The sequence below is a fragment of the Rhodoblastus acidophilus genome (assembly GCF_025961575.1).
Taxonomy (GTDB): Bacteria; Pseudomonadota; Alphaproteobacteria; order Rhizobiales; family Beijerinckiaceae; genus Rhodoblastus; species Rhodoblastus acidophilus_C.
Genome location: NZ_JAOQNX010000049.1, coordinates 1 through 20,897, shown reverse-complemented (window position 1 = coordinate 20,897; position 20,897 = coordinate 1). Strand labels below are relative to the sequence as shown.

Annotated in this window: 16 protein-coding genes and 1 pseudogene; 8 read left to right on the top strand and 9 right to left on the bottom strand. The window is 63.1% G+C overall.

Going from position 1 to position 20,897, the window contains the following annotated elements; translation table 11 throughout:
- A partial coding sequence (locus M2320_RS22355; RefSeq protein WP_264599192.1) for a hypothetical protein occupies positions 1-376 on the top strand: 376 nt, incomplete at its 5' end.
- On the opposite strand, the pseudogene M2320_RS22350 reads toward M2320_RS22355, so the two are convergent.
- Together M2320_RS22350 and M2320_RS22345 are read right to left on the bottom strand one after the other, a co-directional pair.
- A pseudogene (locus M2320_RS22350) lies at positions 376-597 on the bottom strand (haloacid dehalogenase-like hydrolase); the annotation flags it as partial. The gene M2320_RS22355 and the pseudogene M2320_RS22350 overlap by 1 nt on opposite strands.
- 314 nt (positions 598-911) lie before the next feature.
- Positions 912-1,370, bottom strand: coding sequence for a response regulator (locus M2320_RS22345; protein WP_264599191.1), 459 nt, complete (start codon positions 1,368-1,370; stop codon positions 912-914).
- A gap of 182 nt (positions 1,371-1,552) precedes the next feature.
- Between M2320_RS22345 and M2320_RS22340 the strand changes: the two genes are divergently transcribed.
- Entirely contained in the window at positions 1,553-5,785 is a 4,233-nt protein-coding gene (locus M2320_RS22340; RefSeq protein WP_264599190.1) for a chemotaxis protein CheB, read from the top strand.
- Between the two features lie 63 nt (positions 5,786-5,848).
- Here M2320_RS22340 and M2320_RS22335 read toward each other — a convergent pair whose 3' ends face one another.
- The 7 genes from M2320_RS22335 to M2320_RS22305 all read right to left on the bottom strand — a co-directional run bounded on the left by M2320_RS22335 (position 5,849) and on the right by M2320_RS22305 (position 10,162).
- Positions 5,849-6,142 (bottom strand): hypothetical protein, encoded by a 294-nt coding sequence (locus M2320_RS22335; protein ID WP_264599189.1) that lies wholly within the window; start codon positions 6,140-6,142, stop codon positions 5,849-5,851.
- A gap of 91 nt (positions 6,143-6,233) precedes the next feature.
- Positions 6,234-6,806, bottom strand: a complete 573-nt coding sequence (locus M2320_RS22330; protein ID WP_264599188.1) for a hypothetical protein — start codon at positions 6,804-6,806, stop codon at positions 6,234-6,236.
- Positions 6,803-7,063 carry a cold-shock protein gene (locus M2320_RS22325; RefSeq protein WP_319801466.1) on the bottom strand — a complete coding sequence of 87 codons (261 nt, stop codon included), beginning with the start codon at positions 7,061-7,063 and terminating at the stop codon, positions 6,803-6,805. The genes M2320_RS22330 and M2320_RS22325 overlap by 4 nt, the downstream gene beginning before the upstream one ends.
- A 228-nt stretch (positions 7,064-7,291) precedes the next feature.
- Positions 7,292-8,623: a Na+/H+ antiporter NhaA gene (nhaA, locus tag M2320_RS22320; RefSeq protein ID WP_264599187.1), complete on the bottom strand. Its 1,332-nt coding sequence runs from the start codon at positions 8,621-8,623 to the stop codon at positions 7,292-7,294.
- A complete protein-coding gene (locus M2320_RS22315) occupies positions 8,620-9,477 on the bottom strand; it encodes a transglutaminase-like domain-containing protein (RefSeq protein WP_264599186.1) in 858 nt (285 codons plus the stop codon). The genes nhaA and M2320_RS22315 overlap by 4 nt, the downstream gene beginning before the upstream one ends.
- Before the next feature lie 10 nt (positions 9,478-9,487).
- Entirely contained in the window at positions 9,488-9,757 is a 270-nt protein-coding gene (locus M2320_RS22310) for a DUF1488 domain-containing protein (protein ID WP_184430527.1), read from the bottom strand.
- A 108-nt stretch (positions 9,758-9,865) separates the two neighbouring features.
- The gene (locus M2320_RS22305; RefSeq protein WP_264599185.1) at positions 9,866-10,162 is read right to left on the bottom strand and encodes a hypothetical protein; all 297 of its coding nucleotides are present in this window, start codon (positions 10,160-10,162) and stop codon (positions 9,866-9,868) included.
- 68 nt (positions 10,163-10,230) lie between these two features.
- Between M2320_RS22305 and M2320_RS22300 the strand changes: the two genes are divergently transcribed.
- The 6 genes from M2320_RS22300 to M2320_RS22275 all read left to right on the top strand — a co-directional run bounded on the left by M2320_RS22300 (position 10,231) and on the right by M2320_RS22275 (position 20,774).
- Entirely contained in the window at positions 10,231-10,677 is a 447-nt protein-coding gene (locus M2320_RS22300; protein ID WP_264599184.1) for a hypothetical protein, read from the top strand.
- A 213-nt stretch (positions 10,678-10,890) separates the two neighbouring features.
- The gene (locus tag M2320_RS22295; protein WP_264599183.1) at positions 10,891-11,100 is read left to right on the top strand and encodes a cold-shock protein; all 210 of its coding nucleotides are present in this window, start codon (positions 10,891-10,893) and stop codon (positions 11,098-11,100) included.
- 88 nt (positions 11,101-11,188) lie between these two features.
- Positions 11,189-11,323 (top strand): hypothetical protein, encoded by a 135-nt coding sequence (locus M2320_RS22290; protein ID WP_264599182.1) that lies wholly within the window; start codon positions 11,189-11,191, stop codon positions 11,321-11,323.
- A 23-nt stretch (positions 11,324-11,346) separates the two neighbouring features.
- A complete protein-coding gene (locus tag M2320_RS22285; protein WP_264599181.1) occupies positions 11,347-11,676 on the top strand; it encodes a hypothetical protein in 330 nt (109 codons plus the stop codon).
- Positions 11,677-11,725: 49 nt separating this feature from the next.
- The gene (locus tag M2320_RS22280) at positions 11,726-12,070 is read left to right on the top strand and encodes a hypothetical protein (protein ID WP_264599180.1); all 345 of its coding nucleotides are present in this window, start codon (positions 11,726-11,728) and stop codon (positions 12,068-12,070) included.
- A 154-nt stretch (positions 12,071-12,224) separates the two neighbouring features.
- The gene (locus tag M2320_RS22275; protein ID WP_264599179.1) at positions 12,225-20,774 is read left to right on the top strand and encodes a GH36-type glycosyl hydrolase domain-containing protein; all 8,550 of its coding nucleotides are present in this window, start codon (positions 12,225-12,227) and stop codon (positions 20,772-20,774) included.
- Positions 20,775-20,897 lie beyond the last annotated feature (123 nt).

The following is a 20,897-nucleotide window of genomic DNA, read 5'->3' as shown; positions in this document are numbered from 1 at the left end:
CCGTGAGCCAGAACTGATCTCGATTCATCCGCGCTTCCTTTCGGAAGCCCTGAATCATAACCCGCCGCTCAGGCCAAGCGATTTATGGGTCCGGAGCCTACATCGCAGCCGGTGGCGGGCTGGGAATCGCTGGCATTGTCGCGAAGGCGACGCCGGAATTGCGCAAGTTGCAGGCGGACATCATCGCCGCCGCAGCGCCCCAGTTCGCCTGTGCGGCGCGATCAAGCGCGACCTCGCCGGTGGCGGCGCTGAGCGTCTCATGACCCCAGTCCTCCAGCATCATCTCATAAGTCTGACGGATGAGGGCTTCATCGTGTTCTATTCGGGACGCTGCGGCGCGAGCGCCTTGACGCGGTCGAGCGCGAAGAACAGTTAGACCGGTGCCGGCTGCTCGCTCCACAGCGTTCCGTCGTTGTCGAACGTGGCGATGCGCTCGGCCGGCGGCACGAAGTCCGGCGAGCCGGCCGTCGTGACCTTGGCGACAAAAGCAATGATGGATTGTTTGGCTGGGCCGTCATTCCAGGACGGCAGGGGATCGGCGGCAAAGACCGGGCCGGAGAAAATGCAGAAAAGGATCGCAAGAAACATGCGCTTCATGGTTTGACCCTTTCAATGCTCGATTCATGAATTTGAGACGAACCAGTCCATGACCGGGCCACGACCGTTGAGCGAAAATGATCTGGTGGGCGAAATCCGACGCAACAGTCGAAATCCATAGCTTATAGGAATGGTTCACCTGGGCCGCGGGCCGTGTTGCGGGGCGAGCGGCTTAATCTTGGCCGCCCACCACGCCTCATTGTCAGTTGGCGCCTCTGGCGGATGCCGTCACCGACTCCATGACCCGGTCGAGATTGAAACTGCCGGGCTTCGTGGTTGCGACCGACGTCGGAGACTCCATCCGGTCAGGCCGATCAGTATGAGCGTCCCACCGCCAAGGCGATGGCCCGTATCAGGTCGCTGTCGAAATAGGGCTTCTGCAATATGATCGCCTCCGGCTTCAATGTTCGCAGCGATCGCATATCGCCGGTAATGAAAAAATGAGGGACAGGGCCGACGCGCGTGATCGCGTCGACGGCCGCGACGCCACTGCCCGAGACCAAATGAGCGTCGACGATCATCAGATCGGGTTTCGCAAGCGTGGCTGAAGCGATGGCGCCGCTCTCGCACGCTTCCATGGCGACGACCTCGTGGCCAAGGATTTCGATCAGTTCGGCCAGGGCGGACGCAAGAGCGTTATCGTCTTCGATGATCATTACGCGAAGATTTTTCATGCTGGTTTGTCCGTCGCGTGACGCGCTCTGGCGGCGCAGTTTTGAAGTGTTTTTATCGCCCTTTCGCGCCCGTGCGGGACGTACGGCGATTACTGACATAGCCTATCTTCAATCATTTGTACGTTTTGGAAAAAAGATGATAGCGTCAAATACATCTTCATCGCGCAGGCGAAGTCGGGAACCCATTTCGCATGCGGAAAGCCATCTCCAAGCCAAGCCGTTCACCTCGTTACAAAGCGAGCCGGGGCGCTTTTCCGATACATGCGCCGGCTTTTCCCGTCGTGGCGATCGGCGCTTCCGCCGGAGGGCTCGACGCCTGCAAGGCTCTGGCGGACGCATTGCCCCCGAACAGCGGACTCGCCTTGATTCTGGTCCAGCACCTCGATCCGACCCATGACAGCATGCTGGTCGATCTGCTCGCCGGACACACGGCGATGAAAGTTTGCGAGGCGGCGGATGGCATGGCCGTCACGCCGGAACATTTTTATGTGATTCCGCCAGGCGTCTCGCTCTCGGTCGTTGATGGCGCGCTCAAACTGTCGCAACCGCGGGAGCGGCATGGCGCCCGCCTGCCTTTCGATTTCCTGCTGCAATCACTCGCCGACGATATGGGCGCGCGCGCCATTTGCGTGGTGCTTTCGGGCACGGGCGGCGACGGCAGCACAGGCCTGAAGGCGATCAAGGCCGCCGGCGGCTTGGTCATCGCGCAAGATCCGGATGAGGCGGACTTCCAAGGCATGCCGCGCAGCGCCATCGAGACCGGAATGGTCGATCTGGTTCTTCCCGCGGCTGAAATTCCTCAGGCGATCCTGAAACTTGACCCGCGGATGCCGCCGCCCGCCCAACCCTGGCTGGCGCAAATTCTCGAATTGCTGCGCAGCAAGACCGCCCACGACTTCACGCTTTACAAGCGGGGCACGCTACAGCGCCGCATCGAGCGGCGCATGGCGCTGCACGGCGACGACGTGAGCGCCTATCTGGAAAGGCTGCGCCACGATCCGCAGGAGCTGGATCTGCTCGCCAAGGATCTCATGATCAATGTCACCGGTTTCTTTCGCGATTCCAGAGTGTTCGATGTTCTTGGCGTGGAAGTGATTCCCGAGCTTGTCAGGCTGCATCCGGAGGACCAGCCCTTGCGCATCTGGGTTGCCGGATGCAGCACTGGCGAGGAGGCCTATACCCTCGCCATTCTCTTTCACGAGGCCGTCGCGGCCAGCGGGCGGCACATCAAGTTTCAGGTTTTCGCCTCCGACATCGACGCCGACGCCGTGGCTCAGGCCCGCGAGGGCCTGTATCCGCTCACCATCGCGGGCGATATCACGGCGGAGCGGTTGGCGCGATATTTTTTCAAGCATCAAGGCGGTCTCAAGGTCGCTCCCGATCTGCGCGCGAGCGTGCTGTTCACCGTGCAGGACCTTCTGGCGGATCCGCCCTTTTCGCGATTGGATTTCATTTCCTGTCGCAATGTCCTGATCTACATGGGCGTCGAGGCTCAAACCAAGGCCATGGACATCTTCCATTTCGCCCTGCGCGAAGGCGGCGTGCTTCTGCTGGGCGGCTCTGAGTCCGTAGGCGAAAAGCGGGAACGCTTCACAGCCATCTCCCGGACGGATCGCGTCTTTCGTCATGTGATGCGCGGAGGGCCAAGCGATTTGGGCGTTTGGGGCGGAGATGGCTTGCGCGCCCCCGCGCGCCGGGCGCCGCAAAGCCCGCCCGTGCGCGAAGCCGTTCTGGCCGATCTTTGCCGGCGGCTGGTGCTTGAACATGACGCGCCGGCGTCGGTTCTGATCAATCGGAAGCATGAACAGCTGTTTGCGCTGGGGCCGACGGATCGCTATCTGTCGGTCGCATCCGGCGCGGCAACCCATGACTTGCTGGCCATGGCGCGGCCAGGCTTGAACGCCAAGCTCCGGTCATTGGTCATGCAAGTCTTCCTGGACAAGGCGCCGGTCCGGGTCGGCGGCTGCCGGATCGAGCGCGATGGCGCGCGGATAGGCGTCGCCATCTCGGCGCGATACATTGTCAGCGATGGCGAGGAATTGGCGCTGATCAGCTTCATCGACGAAGCGCCGGCGCCCGCGCGAACTCGTTCCGGCGCGTCTGGCGGCGCCGCGCGGGTGGCGGAGCTGGAACAGGAGCTGGATTCGACCCGGAGCGAGCTGAAGGACGCCATTCGTGAGCTGGCGATCGCGGGAGAGGAGCAGAAGGCGATCAACGAGGAGGCGCTTTCAGTCAATGAGGAGCTCCAATCCGCGAACGAGGAATTGCTGACATCAAAGGAGGAGCTTCAATCCCTTAACGAGGAGTTGACAGCGCTCAACAGTCAGCTTCAGGAAACGCTCGACCGGCAGCGCAGGACGGCGGACGATTTGCAGAATGTGCTCTACAGCACCAATGTCGCCACGATCTTTCTCGATGTCGAGCTTCGAATTCGCCTTTTCACGCCATCGACCAAATTGCTGTTCAGCATCATCCCCGGCGATGTCGGTCGTCCCCTGGCCAATCTCGCGCCCCTGGTGGCCGACGCCGCGCTGCTGTCGGATGCCCGCACCGTGCTCGCCGAACACCAGCCGATCGAACACGAAATCGAAGCGCAGAGCGGCGCCTGGTACATGCGCCGCATTCTGCCCTATCGCACCCAGCAGGAGGGCGTCGAAGGCGTGGTCATCACCTATGTCGATATAACGGACAGGAAGAAAGCCAGCGACGCGCTGGATACCGCCCGCCGGAAGGCGGAGGTCGCCGATCTGGCGAAATCGCGCTTTCTCGCAGCCGCCAGCCACGACTTGCGCCAGCCGTTGCAGGCGCTGGCGCTGCTTCACGGTTTGCTGGCGCGCGCCGTGGAAGGGGGACGCGCGCAAAATCTGGCGGCGCGGATTGGCGACACGCTCGCCGCCATGAGCGAAATGCTCAATGCCCTCCTGGACATCAACCAGATCGAGGCGGGCGCCGTGCGCGCCGAACACATCAGTTTTCCCATCAATGATCTGCTGGTCAAATTGCGTGACGCGTACGTCTATCAGGCTCAGGCGAAAAGCCTGATCCTGCGCATGGTTCCTTGCGGTCTGACGATCCGAAGCGATCCGCGCCTGCTGGAACAGATGATCCGCAATTTGCTGGCGAATGCGCTGAAATATACGCCAAGCGGCAAGATTTTGCTTGGCTGCCGCCGTCGCGATGGATTTTTGCGCATCGAGGCCTGGGATACTGGCCTGGGCATTCCCGACGCCGAAATCCAGGCGATTTTCGAGGAATATCATCAGGTCGCCAATGAAGCGCGCGAACGCAGCCGCGGGCTTGGACTGGGATTGTCGATCGTGCGGCGGATCGGCGCCCTGCTCGGCCATCAGGTGAAGGTGCGCTCGCGGGAGGGCGCCGGCTCGGTTTTCTCCATCGAAGTCCCGATCGCCGACGGCGTCATCGGCGCGCAGCCTCCGACGCCCAGGTACGACGGCTGCGGCGACGGCGCGACAACGCCCCGCAAGGGGGCCGTGCTGATTGTCGAAGACGATCCGGACTTGCGCGAATTGCTGGTCGCGTCTCTCCGGGAGGAAGGTCATGGCGTGGCGTTCGCCGCTGATGGTCCCGAGACCTTGGAACTGGTCCAGCGCGGCGATTTTCGTCCTGACTTGATCCTCGCAGATTTCAATCTGCCAAACGGCATGAGTGGTCTCGCAGTCGTCGCCGCGGTGCAAGACAGACTGCATCGCTTCGTTCCGGCGATCATCCTCACCGGCGATATCTCCGCAAAAACTCTGGCCGCCGTGCGCGAAGCCGGCTGCACGCTGCTCAATAAGCCGGTGAAGCTTGCGGAAGTGTCGGCGGCGATTGAGCGCAGTCTGGCTGAGACGAGTCCTGTCCCCCGCGCCCCCGCCCAGGGCGCCGCCGCTCTTCCCGAACCGCCCGTCATTTTCATCGTCGACGACGACGCGCATGTGCGCGCCGAACTTCGGAACGTGCTGGAGGACGATGGCCGCACGGTAGAGGACTTTGCCGATTGCGAGTCGTTCCTAACGGCTTGGCGGCCCGGACGGGAGTCCTGCCTGTTGATCGACGCCTACCTGCCAGGGATGAGCGGGCTGCAATTGTTGCGGCGGCTAAAGGCGCAAGGCTCTGAAATGCCGACGGTGATGATCACGGGGAAGTCCGATGTTCGCATTGCCGTGCAAGCGATGAAGGCTGGCGCCTCGGACTTCATCGAAAAGCCCGCGAGCCGCAACGAACTGCTCGCCAGCATTGACCGCGCGCTCGATCACGCGCGCGACATCAGCAAACACGCGGCCTGGCGCGAGGACGCTGCGAGGCGTTTCTCGGGTCTGACGCAGAGACAACGCGAAGTCATGGCATTGGTGCTCGCGGGACAACCGAGCAAGAACATCGCGGCCGATCTCGGCATCAGCCAGCGCACGGTGGAAAACCATCGCGCTGAAGTCATGAAGCGCACGGGCGCCAAATCGCTCCCTGAGCTGGCGCGACTCCTGGCGGTGGCGGAAGATTCGACGTCGCAGGCGTGAGCAGACTCTGAGCCGGTCGACAAGATCGGCTCCGCACGAAGAGCTCAGGTTGGTTCAATCGGTTCACGACTCGGGCTGATTTGATGGTGGACGACGGCTGATGCTCGAAAGCTGTCTGACATCATCATCCGTCAGAGTCCATTGCTGCGTCTGTGTCGATAGATCTGAAAAGATACTGTGCAATTCGTTTCGAGCGATCTGAATGACTTCGGTGTCGTCAAATGATTTCATGCTCAAGATTATGGGGATCGTGAAGTGGAGATCTCCGCGCTCGATCAGAAACGTCACGCGAATTGTTTCACTGCCTGGGTTCACGATTTCAACACGCGCAACTTTTATCATGAGCTTCGCGACCATTCCCGATGCCACATTCGCAGCCGAAGGGCGACCTGCGAATGGCTCAGGCCGTAATGATGGGAGGGTTTTGACTTATCGGACTTCGACGATCTCATTCATCGTCATACGGCCTGACGGCCGTCATGTCGCTGAGCCCTGAGGTCTGCTCGGCGTATGGGGGAACCTCCACCAAGGTTCCGATCAAGCGCAGCAAGGCCTGATGTTCGGGCCCGTGCGCATTGTTGCTCAGAAACGCCGCCAGCTCGATATGCGACAGTCGACCGCCCGAGGGCGCATTCGGTTGGTGAATAATGAAAGCGCGCCCATCGGCTGGCTCGCGCGCCAAAAACCACGTATCTCCGTTGGGGCTACGGCATAATTCTCGCCTGTCTGACATGTTCAGTTCTTTCCTGTTTTTATTCGGTTCTTGGGCCAGGTTTGCGCGCCACGCTTTCATAGCTACGGATAGACAACAGGCGCGGCTAATCTCCGCCAAGCTTATGGCTTCGTCTGTGGTTTTTCGCGCACGACGCATCCTTTCGGTCAAGCTTCCAAGGCCAGCCAAAAACAAGCCTATCGAAAAGGCAGAAAAAGCCTCGGGTATGTCCCGAGGCTCATCAATCTCGCAACGCATCGCGCCAGTACATCCGTGGAACTGCGACGCCTTTGCGAGAAAGAAATTCAACCCACCGCTTGCAGGCGCGAAGCCGAAGATTTTCCCGTGCGGCGATCCGCCGTCACCTCGTAGCTGAGCTTCTGGCCTTCACTGAGGCCAAAAAGTCCAGCCTGTTCCACGGCGCTGATGTGAACGAACACATCCTTGCTTCCATCGTCGGGGTGAAGAAAACCAAAACCTTTTTGGCCGTTGAACCATTTCACAATGCCGGTCAGCCATGCTGAGACTCCTTTGTACAAGTTTAAACGTGGCACCTCGTTAGGCAAGGCGCCTTTTTCATCGATATTTTTGGAGGAAGTCGTCAGCTGCGTATTGAACGCGGGGCCAAGGCATCGGCCAAAATCTTCTATGATTCAAACATAGGCCCGGACAGCACCAAAAACAATGACAATAATATTTATTTTTATGTGCGCTCAGTGGTATTCTGCATGATGGACGCGATCATTTGCTCAAGGATGGCAAGAAGTCCTCGGTTTGAGGCTCTCGCGCCATGATCAGCCATCGGCAGCCCGGATCCCTCGTTCTTGTGATGTGATCCGAGCCAGCAACAGGACGCCCAGAACGGCTGAGGCGACGGAAGCGCCGATGACGCCGAGCTTGACCGAGTTCAGCACCTCGGCCCCGAACGCGAGATCAGAAATGAACAGCGCCATCGTGAAGCCGATGCCGGTCAGCAATCCTCCCCCAGCCAACAGGCCCCAAGACAAATCGCCCGGCCGAATGGCGAGCCGTGATTTGACGGCAAGGAAGCTGAAGAGAACCACACCGATCGGCTTGCCTGCCATGAAGCTTGCGAAGATCGCCGTCGTCAGCGCAGGATCGAAGCTAGCGCCGTCGATCGGGACGCCGGCATTGGCTAGGGCGAAAAGCGGCATGATCACGAACGCGACCCACGGATGAAGGGCCATTTCAAGGCGCTCGATTGGAGACAACGCTTCGCGGGTTGCGACGCCAGCCCGATGGAGATCGTCGCGCGCCGCCGTGTCCCCGCTCCAGTGGTCGCCTGGCGGGTAGGCCGCAACCTTGTCCAGGATCGCGTGCAGACGTTTGTCGCTGACCCAGCTTCGCGCGGGCGCCATCAATCCAAGGATGACGCCGGTCAGGGTTGCGTGGACGCCGGAGGCGTCGAGCGCGATCCACATACCGCCTCCAAGGGCGAAATAGACGGGCATGCCGCGAACGCCCAGGCGCGAAATCGCGGCGATGGCGATCAAGCCCAAACCCGCCACGCAAAGGGCAAACCAGTTCAAGGCGCCGCCGTAGCCGACCGCCACGACCAGGATGGCGCCGATGTCATCGAAGATAGCGAGCGACAGCAGGAACAAGCGTAAACTTTGCGGAATGCGCGAGCCGAGCACAGCCAGGCAGCCGATCAAAAACGCCGTGTCCGTTGACATCACAGCGCCCCAGCCACTTGCCCCGATGCCATGGCCGGCGATCAGCAGGAAGAGGCCGACCGGCGCGATCATGCCGCCGATCGCGGCGGCGACAGGCAATGCGGCCACCCTGGGATCGCGGAGTTCGCCCAGCGCCAGTTCGCGTTTCAATTCCAGCGCAATGACGAAGAAGAAAAACGTCATCAGCCCGTCGTTGATCCAGTGTTTCACCGACCGTGACATCGCGATGTCGCCAAGATTGACGCCGGCGTCAACGTCCCACAGGGCGAGGAAAGACGCCGACCAGGGAGAGTTCGCAAGCGCCAGCGCCAGCAGAGCGCTGAGCAGCAGGACGGCGCCCGCCATGGCCTCGATGCGAAGGAAACGCATGAAAGGCCGGGTCAGGCGATCCATGGGCGCCCTGGGCAGCCGGGACAGGCCCTCGCTCAAGAAAGCCCTCTGCTTTGATCGGACTGCGGCGGGGGAGCCCAATCCGCCGTCACGGGCGGTTCATAGGTCCAGACCCGGAAGGATTTCAGGACATGGGGGCCGAATGAGTTGATGAGCGGGACATCGGCGGCGTCGCGCCCGCGCGCGATGACGATCCGGCCGATCCTGGGAACATTGAGACGCGGATCGAACGTATGCCAGGCGCCGTCGAGATAAACCTCCATCCACGCGCTGAAATCCATGGGTCCCCCGTCTGGAACGCCAATGTCGCCGAGATGGCCGTTCACATAGCGCGCGGGAATATTCAGGCAGCGGCAGAACGTCACCGCCAGGTGGGCGAAGTCGCGGCACACTCCGACGCGCTCGTGAAAGGCCTCGAAGGCGGAGCGGGTCGCGCGCGCCTGCATGTAGTCGAAATGGAGGTGGCCGTTGACGAAATCGCAGACCGCCTGCACGCGTCCCCAGCCGGGCGCAATCTTGCCGAATGTGTCCCAGGCGATCTGACTGAGGCGGTCCGTTTCGCAATAACGGCTGCCCATGAGAAAGATAAGGCACTCGACCGGCAGGTCCTGCACGGGCGTTTCCCGGGCCTCCAGGATAACCGGGTCCAGCCTGCCGTCATCCTCGACGGTGGCGTCGCCCCAGATCATCAGATCGCCCTTTGGCGCGACCAGCCGCAGGCAGCGGTTGCCGTAGAGGTCCCGGTAGGTGGATACCGGCGTGATCGGAGTCGTAAAGGTCTTTTCGGGATCCCGAATATCGCCCCTGCGCTCCTCGTGCACGGACAGCAGACACACCAGCGGCGTCGGTTGCGCGCAGGTCAGGGTGATCTCGTAGCCATAGCGTATCAGCATCGTCGCCGCCTTACCGAAAATCCGTGACTCTAAGGGTGTTCAGATTGCTGCGCCGCCTGAAATAGACCGCCCGCGCGGCGTCATGGATGGAGGATAGCATCGCGTCGAACGCCGAAAGACATTCCGCTTCCGACATCTCCGTTCCGCGAGGTTGGCGACTAGCGAGCGCGGCGGCCTCGACCCAGAAGCGGATCTCGAACATGCCGTCGTGACCGAAGAAACTCACGGCGTTTCGCGCTTCATCGAAAGTGCGGCTCGGATTGAGAAAAGCCAGGGTCATGATGTCCTCGTCGGCGTTGTCCGCATTGTCGTTCCGTCGTCGATCCCGGCAGGGCTGCGGAACGTGGGCTTCGGCTCTTCGATCTCGCGATTGCGGCGCTCCCGCGCCTCAACCATGCCCGAACGTCCTTGAGATGAGATCGGCGCCGCCAGTTGTGTTCACCGCTTCGAGTTCATTCTGCGCCGCCAGCCGCTCGTGGGTCTCGTCATCGTTGCGGATGCGGTATTGCGGGAACTCTCCCAGGGGCGGAAGTGTGCGGGTGATGTGATAAACGCCCTTGGCCTGAGCCCGTTGAGCGAAACCGCCCTTCAATCGAACGGCCTGCCCCACCGCGTAGAGGTGTGGAGCGCTTTCACGGCGGGCCATGCGCGGCGCATGGCGGTGAACTTGTGTCGTGTTCATCATGTCTGTTGTCTTTCGGTTCGATGGTCGCGACCGAATGGGTCGGCCGTTCCGGCGCCTTTTGGATTTGCATGCAGATCGCGGCCGATGCGTGCGACGCAAAACGCGCCAGGCGAAGGAGAAAGATCAGGATGCGACGCCCTCGGGATGCAGGCCATTCTGCGGCCTGCGGCGGCAAAGGGGACTTTTCCGATTGCGCTAACTTGAGCAGGAAAGTCTCCGAGCCGCCAGCACATCCGTGGTCGGCTTCGGAAAACATTCCAACGTTCTATGAGCCGATCGCAGCGCCAAGGGCGCTGCCACCTGATCTCGCAAATTTGAAGGAGGATGGCGGGTCTCTGACACCGCGTAGCCATTTCGGCCAAATCAACACAATGGCTATGCGCCTTTATGGCGCTAAAGACAAGACAAATCGCAGGATTGCTTCCTGGCGGCGCGAGCGGCGGTTCGTCCGCAAGATTCCGCCCGTGATCACTCAAGACTCTGTGATTCTCGTCAAAAAATCAATCCGCCCATAAAATTACAAAGTACATGAGTTATAAAATATAAATGATCAATTCTCTCTTGTAAAAATTGAAATAGAGCCTATTTGTAATTTATCAAACGGTGGCGCGATGACGTATTTTCTACGAAATACGTCGTGCGCACCCCGAAAATATCCTACAAAAACGTGCAACTTCAGCTGCGGATTGTGTCGGCAGCGTTTTGGCTTGTGCGGACAAGGGGTTTCAATGTCTCAGGGCACCGTGAAATGGTTTGATCCGCAAACAGGCTTCGGTTTCATCGCGTTGGATTGTGGCGGTCAGGACGCCTTTGTCCATTCCAGCGCGGTCGAGCGCGCCGGCATAGCCCAATTGCGCGAGGGCGACAGGGTCGTGTTCGAACTTGTCGCGCACCACGGTGGAAACATCTCAGCGGAAAAGCTTGAAATCTTGAACTGACCTTCGCGCCGAAAGGCGTCCGCGCCTCGGGGTTTTCGAGGCTTTTCCATCCAAATGCGCCGAGCGGGGCGCGCGACAGGAGTGACGCATGGCCCAGGAACGCAAACGCGGCAATCGCGAAGCCAAGAAGCCGAAGGCGGCCAAGCCGGCGGCCGGTCCCAACCCGCCAAAAATGCCGCTGGGCCAACTTGCCCCGACGAAAATGCCGAAGACAGCGCGGTGACGATCAGGAAGAACGAAAAGACCATGGCTTTCAAGACAAAGGCGCTTCGCTATCTCGGGCGGTTGTCCGGGCGCGGCGAAATCATTCACAACGGCAGGAAGGTTGCGCCCGCGACCTTCGATTTCGACGGCTATCATCGCCAGGCCGCCGGGGTTTCAGGGTGCGGCGAAATCCGCCTGCGCGCCGATGTGCTGAAAGGTCTGTTCGGTCGCGTCGATCTGCAAATGCTCACCGAGCAGGGTCAGGTTTTCGATATCATTTTTTCCGACAAGGTTTTGCCGGATGAAAGCTGCGTCGCCCACGTCGACTTGACCGGCGCGCTCGACCCAGCCGATTGGCTTTGTCGTGCATGACAGCCAGCGAACCCGGATCCGAAACAAGGCGCGAAAAGCTTTTCCGCCGATGGGATCCGCGTTCGAGCCCTTCCTCTATGCCGTGCTCTACGAGGACGGCCATGGCATGCCGCTGACCACGCTTTCCGCAATCGCGCGCTCACGCGTCGATCCCTGGCGGGCCTGGCGCCGGAGCGCGGCGACGCAGCCGCGATCGCCGATCGCCGATCGCCTGTTCGCGCTGTTTCCGCCGGCGCGGAAAAACAAGATCGCGCTCCCTGTCGTTCAGACAAAGCCGCACTGGAGCCCGCTCGTTTCAGTCCTTCTCATATTGTTGCTCATTTTGACGGTGGTTTCCGTTTTCCGGACGCTTGAACGGCCGGCGGCGCCTGTCGCCGAAAAGGCCGATCCGTAAAACTCTCGCTCATCCTCAAGGCGGTCCCGGCGCCAGCAGGGCGATCCCCCCCCCGCCCAAACCAACATGCCCCCTTGCCGCCGCGCTTCAAGACGCAACGCCGTCGGGCGCGCAAGGGTGCAACTTTCCTCCGACTTCGGATTCGAGGCTCTTCTTGACATTTTTGAACCTTTTCGCGCGCGCGCCCTCGGCCTGGGACAATCCCGAACCCGTTCGCGAAGAACTTTTCAGCGCCGAGCGTCTCGAAGACCATGCGCGCAGTCTTGCCGTCGCGCAGACGGTGACGCCCGATCCGATCAGGGTGCGTCCGCTCTCCACCCGCCTCGCGCAGAACAGCGCGGTCCTGCTCGCCGCCTACAAGACATTGCTGCAAGGAACCGAAGAGGGCCGCGCCGTCACGCCCGCGGCCGAGTGGCTGATCGACAATTATCATCTCATCGAGAAGCAGATCCGCGCCATTCAGTCGGACCTGCCCGCCGGCTATTACCGGCAACTGCCAAAGCTCGGCGTCGGGCCATTCGCCGGCTACCCTCGCGTGTTCGGCATGGCCTGGGCGTTCGTGGCCCACACGGACAGTCGCTTCGACCCGGACATGCTGATCGGCTATGCGCGGGCCTATCAGCAGGTGCAGCCGCTGACCATTGGCGAATTGTGGGCGGTGTCGATCACGCTGCGTCTCGTGATGATCGAGAACTTGCGGCGTCTCGCCGCGCAGATCGTGCAAGGGCGAGCGGCGCGGCATTTGGCGGACGATCTCGCTGATCGTCTGCTGGGCGCATCGGGCAAGGAGGCCCAGCCAACGCATGTCGTGCTCTCTGACCACGAGGACGACGCGCGCTCGGAAGACTTCGCCCTCCAACTCATCCATCGATTGCGCGACCAGGATCCGAAGGTCACGCCCGCGCTCGACTGGCTCGACCAGCGTCTTGCGGGGCGGGGAATCTGCGCCGACGATCTGGTGCGCGACGCGCACCGGCGCCAGGGCGCGACCAGCGTCACCGTGCGCAACATCATCACCAGCCTGCGCCTGATCTCGGATGTCAACTGGCAGGATCTGTTCGAGGAGGTCAGCCTGGTCGATGCGGCGCTTGCCGCCGACCCCGCCTACAAGGGCATGGATTTCCCGACCCGCAATCTATACCGCGCCGCCATCGAGGATTTGGCCCGCGGCTCCGAGGGCGCCGAGCTCGATATCGCCCATCAGGCCGTCGCGGTGGGCAAGCGCTTTCACGATTTCACTCCGGCGCAGGCGGACGCGCGCAAAAGCGACCCCGGCTATCATCTCATCGGCGGGGGCCGTCCGGATTTCGAGGCCGCGATCGGCTATCACCCACGCCAGCGCCGCTGGCGGGTGCGGCTGCATCGGGCGAACGGCATCGGTTATTACGCGGGCGCTATCGCGGCCGCCGCCCTCATCCTGCTCGCCGCGCCGCTTCTCGCCCTCGCATCCATGGGTTTTGGCGCGGGCGCGCTGTGGCTTCTCGGAGCTCTCGGCGTGATCCCAGCCATTGACGCTGGCGTCGCGTTGGTCAATCGCGCGGTCGGTTTCGGCTTTCACGCCAACTTGCTGCCGGCGCTGGAGCTGGCCGACGGCGTGCCCGCGCATTTGCGCACGCTCATCGCCGTGCCGACGCTGCTTACGACGCCGGAAGCCATCAAACAGCAGATCGAGGGCCTGGAGATTCATCATCTCGCCAGCCCCGAAGGCGACCTGCATTTCGCGCTGCTGTCCGATTGGCTGGACGCCGACACGAAACACGTCGAGGGCGACGACGCCCTGCTGGCTGTCGCCATCGCGGGCGTGGCGCGGTTGAACGCGCTATATGGCCCCGCGCCCGGTGGCCCGCGCTTCCTGCTGTTGCATCGCCACCGCGTCTGGAACGAAAGCCAGTCACGCTGGATCGGCTGGGAGCGCAAGCGCGGCAAACTGCACGAACTGAACCGGTTTCTGCGCGGCGCCGATGACACCGGCTTCGTTGTTCTCGACGGCGTCCCGCTCGCGCCGCCGTTGAACACCCGCTATGTCGTGACACTCGACGGCGACACCCGCCTGCCGCGCGAAACCGTTCGCCGCCTGATCGGCAAGATGGCGCATCCGCTCAACCGACCGCGTTTCGACGAAGCCGCCGGCCGCATCGTCGAGGGCTATGGCGTGCTGCAACCGCGCGTCACTCCGTCGCTGCCGGTGGGGCTCGAAGGCTCGCTGTTCCAGCGCATCTTTTCCAGCCTGAGCGGCATCGATCCCTACGCCTCCGCCGTTTCCGACGTCTATCAGGACATGTTCGGCGAGGGCTCCTACGCCGGCAAAGGCATTTACGACATCGACGCGTTCGAGGCCGCCCTGGCGAACCGCGCGCCCGACTCGATGCTGCTCAGCCACGATCTGTTCGAGGGCGTGTTCGCCCGCGCCGGCCTGGCCTCCGACGTCGAAGTCGTCGAGGAATTTCCGTCGCGCTACGATGTCGGCGCCTTGCGCCACCATCGCTGGGCGCGCGGCGACTGGCAATTGCTGCCTTGGATTCTTGGCGTTGGGCCGCGCGCGTCCGGCGTGGCGAAAACCGCGTCCCGCATGCCGGCGATCGGGCGCTGGAAAATGCTCGACAATTTGCGCCGCACCCTTTCGGCGCCGCTGGCGGTCGTCGCCTTGCTTGCGGGCTTCCTGCTGCCGTTCCCGGCGGCTGTGGTCTGGACGCTGTTTGTCGTCGCGACCATCGCCTTGCCGTCGATGATTCCCGTGATCGCCGCGATCCCCCCGCTGCGGCCGGGCGTCACGCTTGCAAGCCATTTTCGCGCACTCGGCGGCGATTTGAAACTCGCGCTGATCCTGTCCGCGCTCACCGTCATTTTCCTGGCCGATCAGGCGTGGCTGATGGGCGACGCCATCTTTCGCACGCTGTATCGCCTGCTCGTCAGCCGCAAGAACCTGCTGGAATGGGTTCCGGCGGCTCAGGCGACGCAGGCGCGCCGGCTTGACCTCGCCGGCTTTTACCGCCGCATGTTCGGCGCATCGGTCTTCGGCGCGCTCGCCCTGATCGCCGGACTGTTCGCAGGCGGCGGCAGTGCGCTGCTGGCTTGCGGCTTCGCGGCGCTCTGGCTGGCTTCGCCCGCCATCGCGCGCTGGGTCAGCCTGCCGCCGCGCGTCGCCGCCCGCAAACCCTTGGCGAACGAAGACGCCCGCGCGTTGCGCCTCACGGCGCGCCGCACATGGCGTTATTTCGAAGCCTTCGTCACCGCCGCCGACCACCATCTGCCGCCCGACAATTTTCAGGAAGACCCGAACGCGCTGGCGCGCCGGACCTCGCCGACCAACTTGGGGCTCTATCTGCTGGCGGCGGCCAGCGCGCACGATTTCGGCTGGATCGGCCTTGACGAAACCGTCGCGCGTCTCGAAGCGACGCTCGCGACTATGAGCGGCATGGCCCGGTTTCGCGGCCATTTCTACAATTGGTACGACTCCGGCGATCTGCGTCCGCTCGATCCCAAATATGTCTCCTCGGTCGACAGCGGCAATCTGGCCGGGCACTTGATCGCGCTGGCCAACGCCTGCCGCGAATGGCGCGCAGCCCAGGCGGAGGGCGCGCGCATGCTCGCCGGCGTGGGCGACGCGCTTGCCCTGACGCGCGCGGAGGCGGCGCGCCTGCGCGACGGCCCCAAGACTCAGACTGTCACCTGGCGCCAACTCGACACCGCTTTGGCGGAACTCGCCGGCGCCGTGGACGAAAAGCTTTGCCCGCAGGACGATTTCGCCGAGCGCCTGCTGAACCTCGCCCTGCAAGCCGCGACCATGGCCGACATGGCCAAGGCGCTGGCCAACGAGCGCGGCGACGCGGCGGGCGCGGACATGTTGTTCTGGGCGCAGGCCAGCGTTAACGCCATAGCGGAGCACCGCGCCGATCTCGCGCGCGGCGCCGACGCCTTCGTGGCGCTGTGCGCGCGGCTGGAAAAGCTGGAGGAGATTTCGCGGGCGATGGCGCTCGGCATGGACTTCGCCTTCCTGATCGACCAACAGCGCAATCTGCTGTCGATCGGCTGCCTCGCCCCCGAAGGCGTGCTCGACACGAATTGCTACGACCTTCTGGCCTCGGAAGCGCGGCTGGCGAGCTTTTTCGCCATAGCCAAGGGCGATGTTCCCGCCCGCCACTGGTTCCATCTCGGACGCACGGCGATCCCGGTCGCCCATGGCGCCGCGCTGATCTCCTGGTCGGGATCGATGTTCGAATATTTGATGCCGTCGCTGGTGATGCGGGCGCCGGCGGGAAGCTTGCTGGACAACACCAACCGTCTGGTTGTGGGCCGGCAGATCGCCTTCGCCGAAAAACTCCGACTGCCCTGGGGCGTCTCGGAATCCGCCTATAATGCGCGCGATCTCGAACTGACCTATCAATATTCCAATTTCGGCATTCCCGGCCTCGGGCTGAAGCGCGGGCTCGCGGACAATTCCGTGGTCGCGCCCTATGCGACGGCGCTGGCGGCGATGGTCGATCCGCGGGCGGCGCGCGCCAATCTCGAGCGTCTCGCCCAAATCGGCGCACGCGGTCGCTACGGCTTTTTCGAGGCGCTGGACTATACCCCTGCGCGCGTGCCGGAGGGAAAGGATTTCGTCGTCGTCCGCGCCTTCATGGCCCATCACCAGGGCATGACCATTGTGGCGATCGCCAATGCCGTGCTCGACGCGAAAATGCGGACGCGCTTTCATAGCGAGCCCATGGTTCAGGCGACCGAACTTCTGTTGCAGGAGCGCATGCCGCGCGATGTCGCGGTCAGCCATCCCTGGGCCTCGGAAATGAAGTCGCCCACGCGTAAAGGGCGCGATGTCGAGCCGCTGGGCGGCCGGCGTCTCATCTCGCCGCATCAGGCCAATCCGGCGACGCACCTTCTGTCCAACGGATGTTTTTCCACAATGGTGACCGCCGTCGGCTCGGGCTACAGCCGCTGGGGCAAGCTCGCCTTGACCCGCTGGCGCGAAGACCCGACCAGCGACGATTTCGGCTCCTACATCTTCCTGCGCGACGTTCGCAGCGAGGCGGTGTGGTCGGCGGCTTTCCAACCGATCGGCGAGGAGCCCGAGTCCTATCATGTCGCGTTCAACGAGGATCGCGCCGAATTCACGCGCCGCGACGGCGCGCTGACCACCACGCTCGACGTGGTGGTCTCCTCCGAGAGCGATTCCGAAGTCCGGCGCGTCAGCGTTGCCAATGGCGGCGGCCGCATGCGCGAGATCGAAATCACCTCCTATGCCGAGCTAGCCCTGGCGCCGCAGGCCGCCGATGTCGCCCATCCCGCCTTTTCAAAATTGTTCGTCGAGACCGAGTTCTTGGCCGATGTCGGCGCGCTCGTCGCCACGCGGAGACGTCGCGACCCCAACGAGCCGGAAATCTGGGTCGGCCAACTCGCCGTCGTCGACGGCGAGGTTCTCGGAGACACCGAGTTCGAAACCGACCGCGCCCGTTTTCTCGGACGCGGGCAAGGCGTCAGAACGCCCATCGCCATGATCGACGGGCGCAAGCTGTCGAACAGCACCGGCGCCGTGCTCGACCCGATCTTCGCGCTGCGCCGTCGCGTGCGGATCGCGCCCGGCGCCGTGGCGCGGATTTCGTTCTGGACCATGGCGGCCTCGAAGCGCGAAACGCTGCTCGACATCGCCGACAAGCATCGCGACGCCGCCGCTTATTCGCGCGCGACGACGCTGGCGTGGACGCAGGCGCAGGTGCAACTCCATCATCTCGGCGTCACCGCCGGAGAAGCCAGCCTGTTTCAACGCCTCGCCAGTCCTGTGATCTACGCCAACGCGACCCTCCGTCCACCGTCGCAAACGATCATCGCCGGCGCCGGCGCGCAATCCGGGCTGTGGGCGCAGGGCATTTCCGGCGACCTGCCAATTGTTCTGCTGCGGATCAACGACGCTGACGATCTCGATGTCGCCCGCGAATTGCTGCAGGCGCATGAATATTGGCGGATGAAGCAACTCGCCGTCGATCTGGTGATCCTCAACGAGCGCCAGTCCTCCTATGTGCAGGACCTTCAGATCGCTTTGGAAACCCTGATCCGCGCCCGCCAGATGCGGCCACGGTTGCCCGGCGAGGAGTCCGGCGGCGCCGCCTTCGTGCTGCGCAGCGATCTCATTCCAGCGGAAACCTCCGCACTTCTCGCGTCTATCGCGCGCGTCGTCATCGTGGCGCAGCGCGGCGGTCTGCTGGAGCAGCTCGAACGCATCGTCGAGATCGCCAAACCGGCCGTGGTGAAGCCGAAGCGCCGGATCGAACGCGCCCCGCAATCGCCAGCGCCGCTGGCGGACAAACTTGAATTCTTCAATGGGCTCGGCGGTTTCGCCCGGGACGGCCAGGAATATGTCACCATTCTCGGACCGGGACAGGCCACCCCCGCCCCCTGGATAAATGTGGTCGCCAACCAAAGTTTTGGGTTCCAGGCAGCGACCGAGGGCGGCGGCTACACCTGGTCGGTGAACAGCCGCGAGAACCAGCTCACGCCCTGGTCGAACGATCCAGTGTCCGACCGCTCCGGCGAAGCGTTTTTCCTGCGCGATGACGACTCCGGCGATTACTGGAGCCCGACAGCGCTGCCCATCCGCCTGGAGGAGGCGACCTACGTCGCCCGCTTCGGTCGCGGCTCCTGCCGGTTCGAACATTCCAGTCACGACATTGAATCCGACCTGCTGCAATTCGTACCCGTCGAAGGGGCCATCAAGATCTCGCGCCTGAAACTGCGCAATCTTTCGATGCGTGTGCGACGCCTCAGCGTGACGGCATTCGTGGAATGGGCGCTCGGCCCCTCGCGCGCGGCGGGTCTTCCTTTCGTGACGACAGAGCTGGATTCCACGGGCGCGATCTTCGCGCGCAACCGCTGGGTTGCGGGTTTCGGCGCGCGCGTCGCCTTCGCCGATCTCGGCGGGCGCCAGACCGACTGGACCGGCGACCGGCACGAATTCATCGGTCGCAACGGGACGCCGCGCCAACCAGCGGCGGTGGCCAGCGGCGCCAGCCTGTCAAAAACTCTGGGCGCTGGCCTCGATCCCTGCGCTGCGCTACGCTCCAGCGTCACGCTCGCGCCCGGCGCCAGCGTCGAAATCATCTTCCTGCTCGGTCAGGGCGAAGATTCGCAGGAGGCGCGTCGCCTCGTCGAATTTTATCGTGGCGCCAACCTCGACGCGGTCTTCGCTGAGGTCGTCCGCCATTGGGACGACCTTCTGGGCGCGTTGACCGTCAAGACGCCTGATCGCGCCATGGACATCATGCTCAACGGCTGGCTGCTCTATCAGACCGTCGCCTGCCGCCTTTGGGCGCGCGCGGCCTTCTATCAGGCCAGCGGCGCATATGGTTTTCGAGACCAGTTGCAGGACGTCCTGGCGCTAGCGGCTTCGCATCCCGCTATGACCCGCGCCCAGATCCTTCGCGCGGCGTCGCGGCAGTTCCCGGAGGGCGATGTCCAGCATTGGTGGCTGCCGCATTCCGGACAAGGGGTGCGCACCCGCATTTCCGACGACCGGGCCTGGCTCGCCTTCGCCATCGGCCACTATGTCCAGGTCAGCGGCGACACCGCCATTCTCGACGAACACCTCCCCTTTCTTGAGGGGAGGCGCCTGGAGCCCGCGGAGCATGACAGCTTCTTCACGCCGTCGATCGGCGAAGAGACCGCCAGCCTTTACGAACATGGCGCCCGCGCGCTCGACAGCAGTCTTGATCTCGGCGTTCACGGCCTGCCGCTGATCGGCGGCGGCGACTGGAATGACGGCATGAACCGCGTCGGCGCCGGCGGCGCCGGAGAGAGCGTCTGGCTGGGCTGGCTGCTTTTCGCCGCCTTGAACCGTTTCGCCCCGCTGGCCGAAGCGCGCGGTGAATTTTTCCGCTCGGAAACATGGCGCACGCATGCGGGGTTGCTGAAAGCCGCGCTCGAACGCGAGGGCTGGGACGGCGACTGGTACAGGCGCGGCTTCTTCGACGACGGAACGCCGCTCGGTTCCAGCCAAAGCGAGGAATGCCGCATCGATTGCATCGCGCAATCCTGGGCCGTCCTTTCCTGCGCCGCCTCGCCCGAACGGGCGGCGCAGGCGATGGCTTCGGTCGAGCGCGAACTGATCCGCTCGCAAGACGGACTGGCGCCGCTGTTCGCCCCGCCGTTCGACGACACGCCGCTCGATCCCGGCTACATCAAAGGCTACCCGCCGGGCATCCGCGAGAACGGCGGCCAGTACACGCACGCCGCGCTGTGGTCGGTGATGGCCTGCGCCGAACTTGACCAGGGCGACAAGGCGACCAGACTGTTCTCAATGCTCAACCCGATCAATCACGCCCGCTCGCGCGCGGACGCGCATCGCTACAAGGTCGAACCCTATGTCGTCGCCGCCGATGTCTACACCGTGGCGCCGCATCTGGGTCGCGGCGGCTGGACCTGGTACACGGGCTCAGCCGCCTGGATGCAGCGCGCCGGCGTAGAAGGAATTCTTGGGATCAAGAAGGAGGGCGACACGCTCCGCGTAAACCCCTGCATACCGAAAGGCTGGACGGGCTTCGATGTGTCGCTGCGGTACGGCGCCTCGCGCTATGACATCCGCGTGGAGAATCCCTCCGGTGTCGAACGGGGCGTCGTTTCAGTTTCCGTGGATGGTGACGATACTCATGGGATTCCGGCCATCCTTCAGCTTTGCGCCGACGGACGCAAACGACAGGTGGTCGTTCGGATGGGTTGAGTTTGGTGGAGACGAAAGTCACGCGGCCCTAGGCCGTGTGGACGAATTTGAGCTGGGCGGCATTTTAGGTATTTCCCCGTTGAATCAAGCGTGATTCATGAGGTTCCGACCGAATCGGAGGCC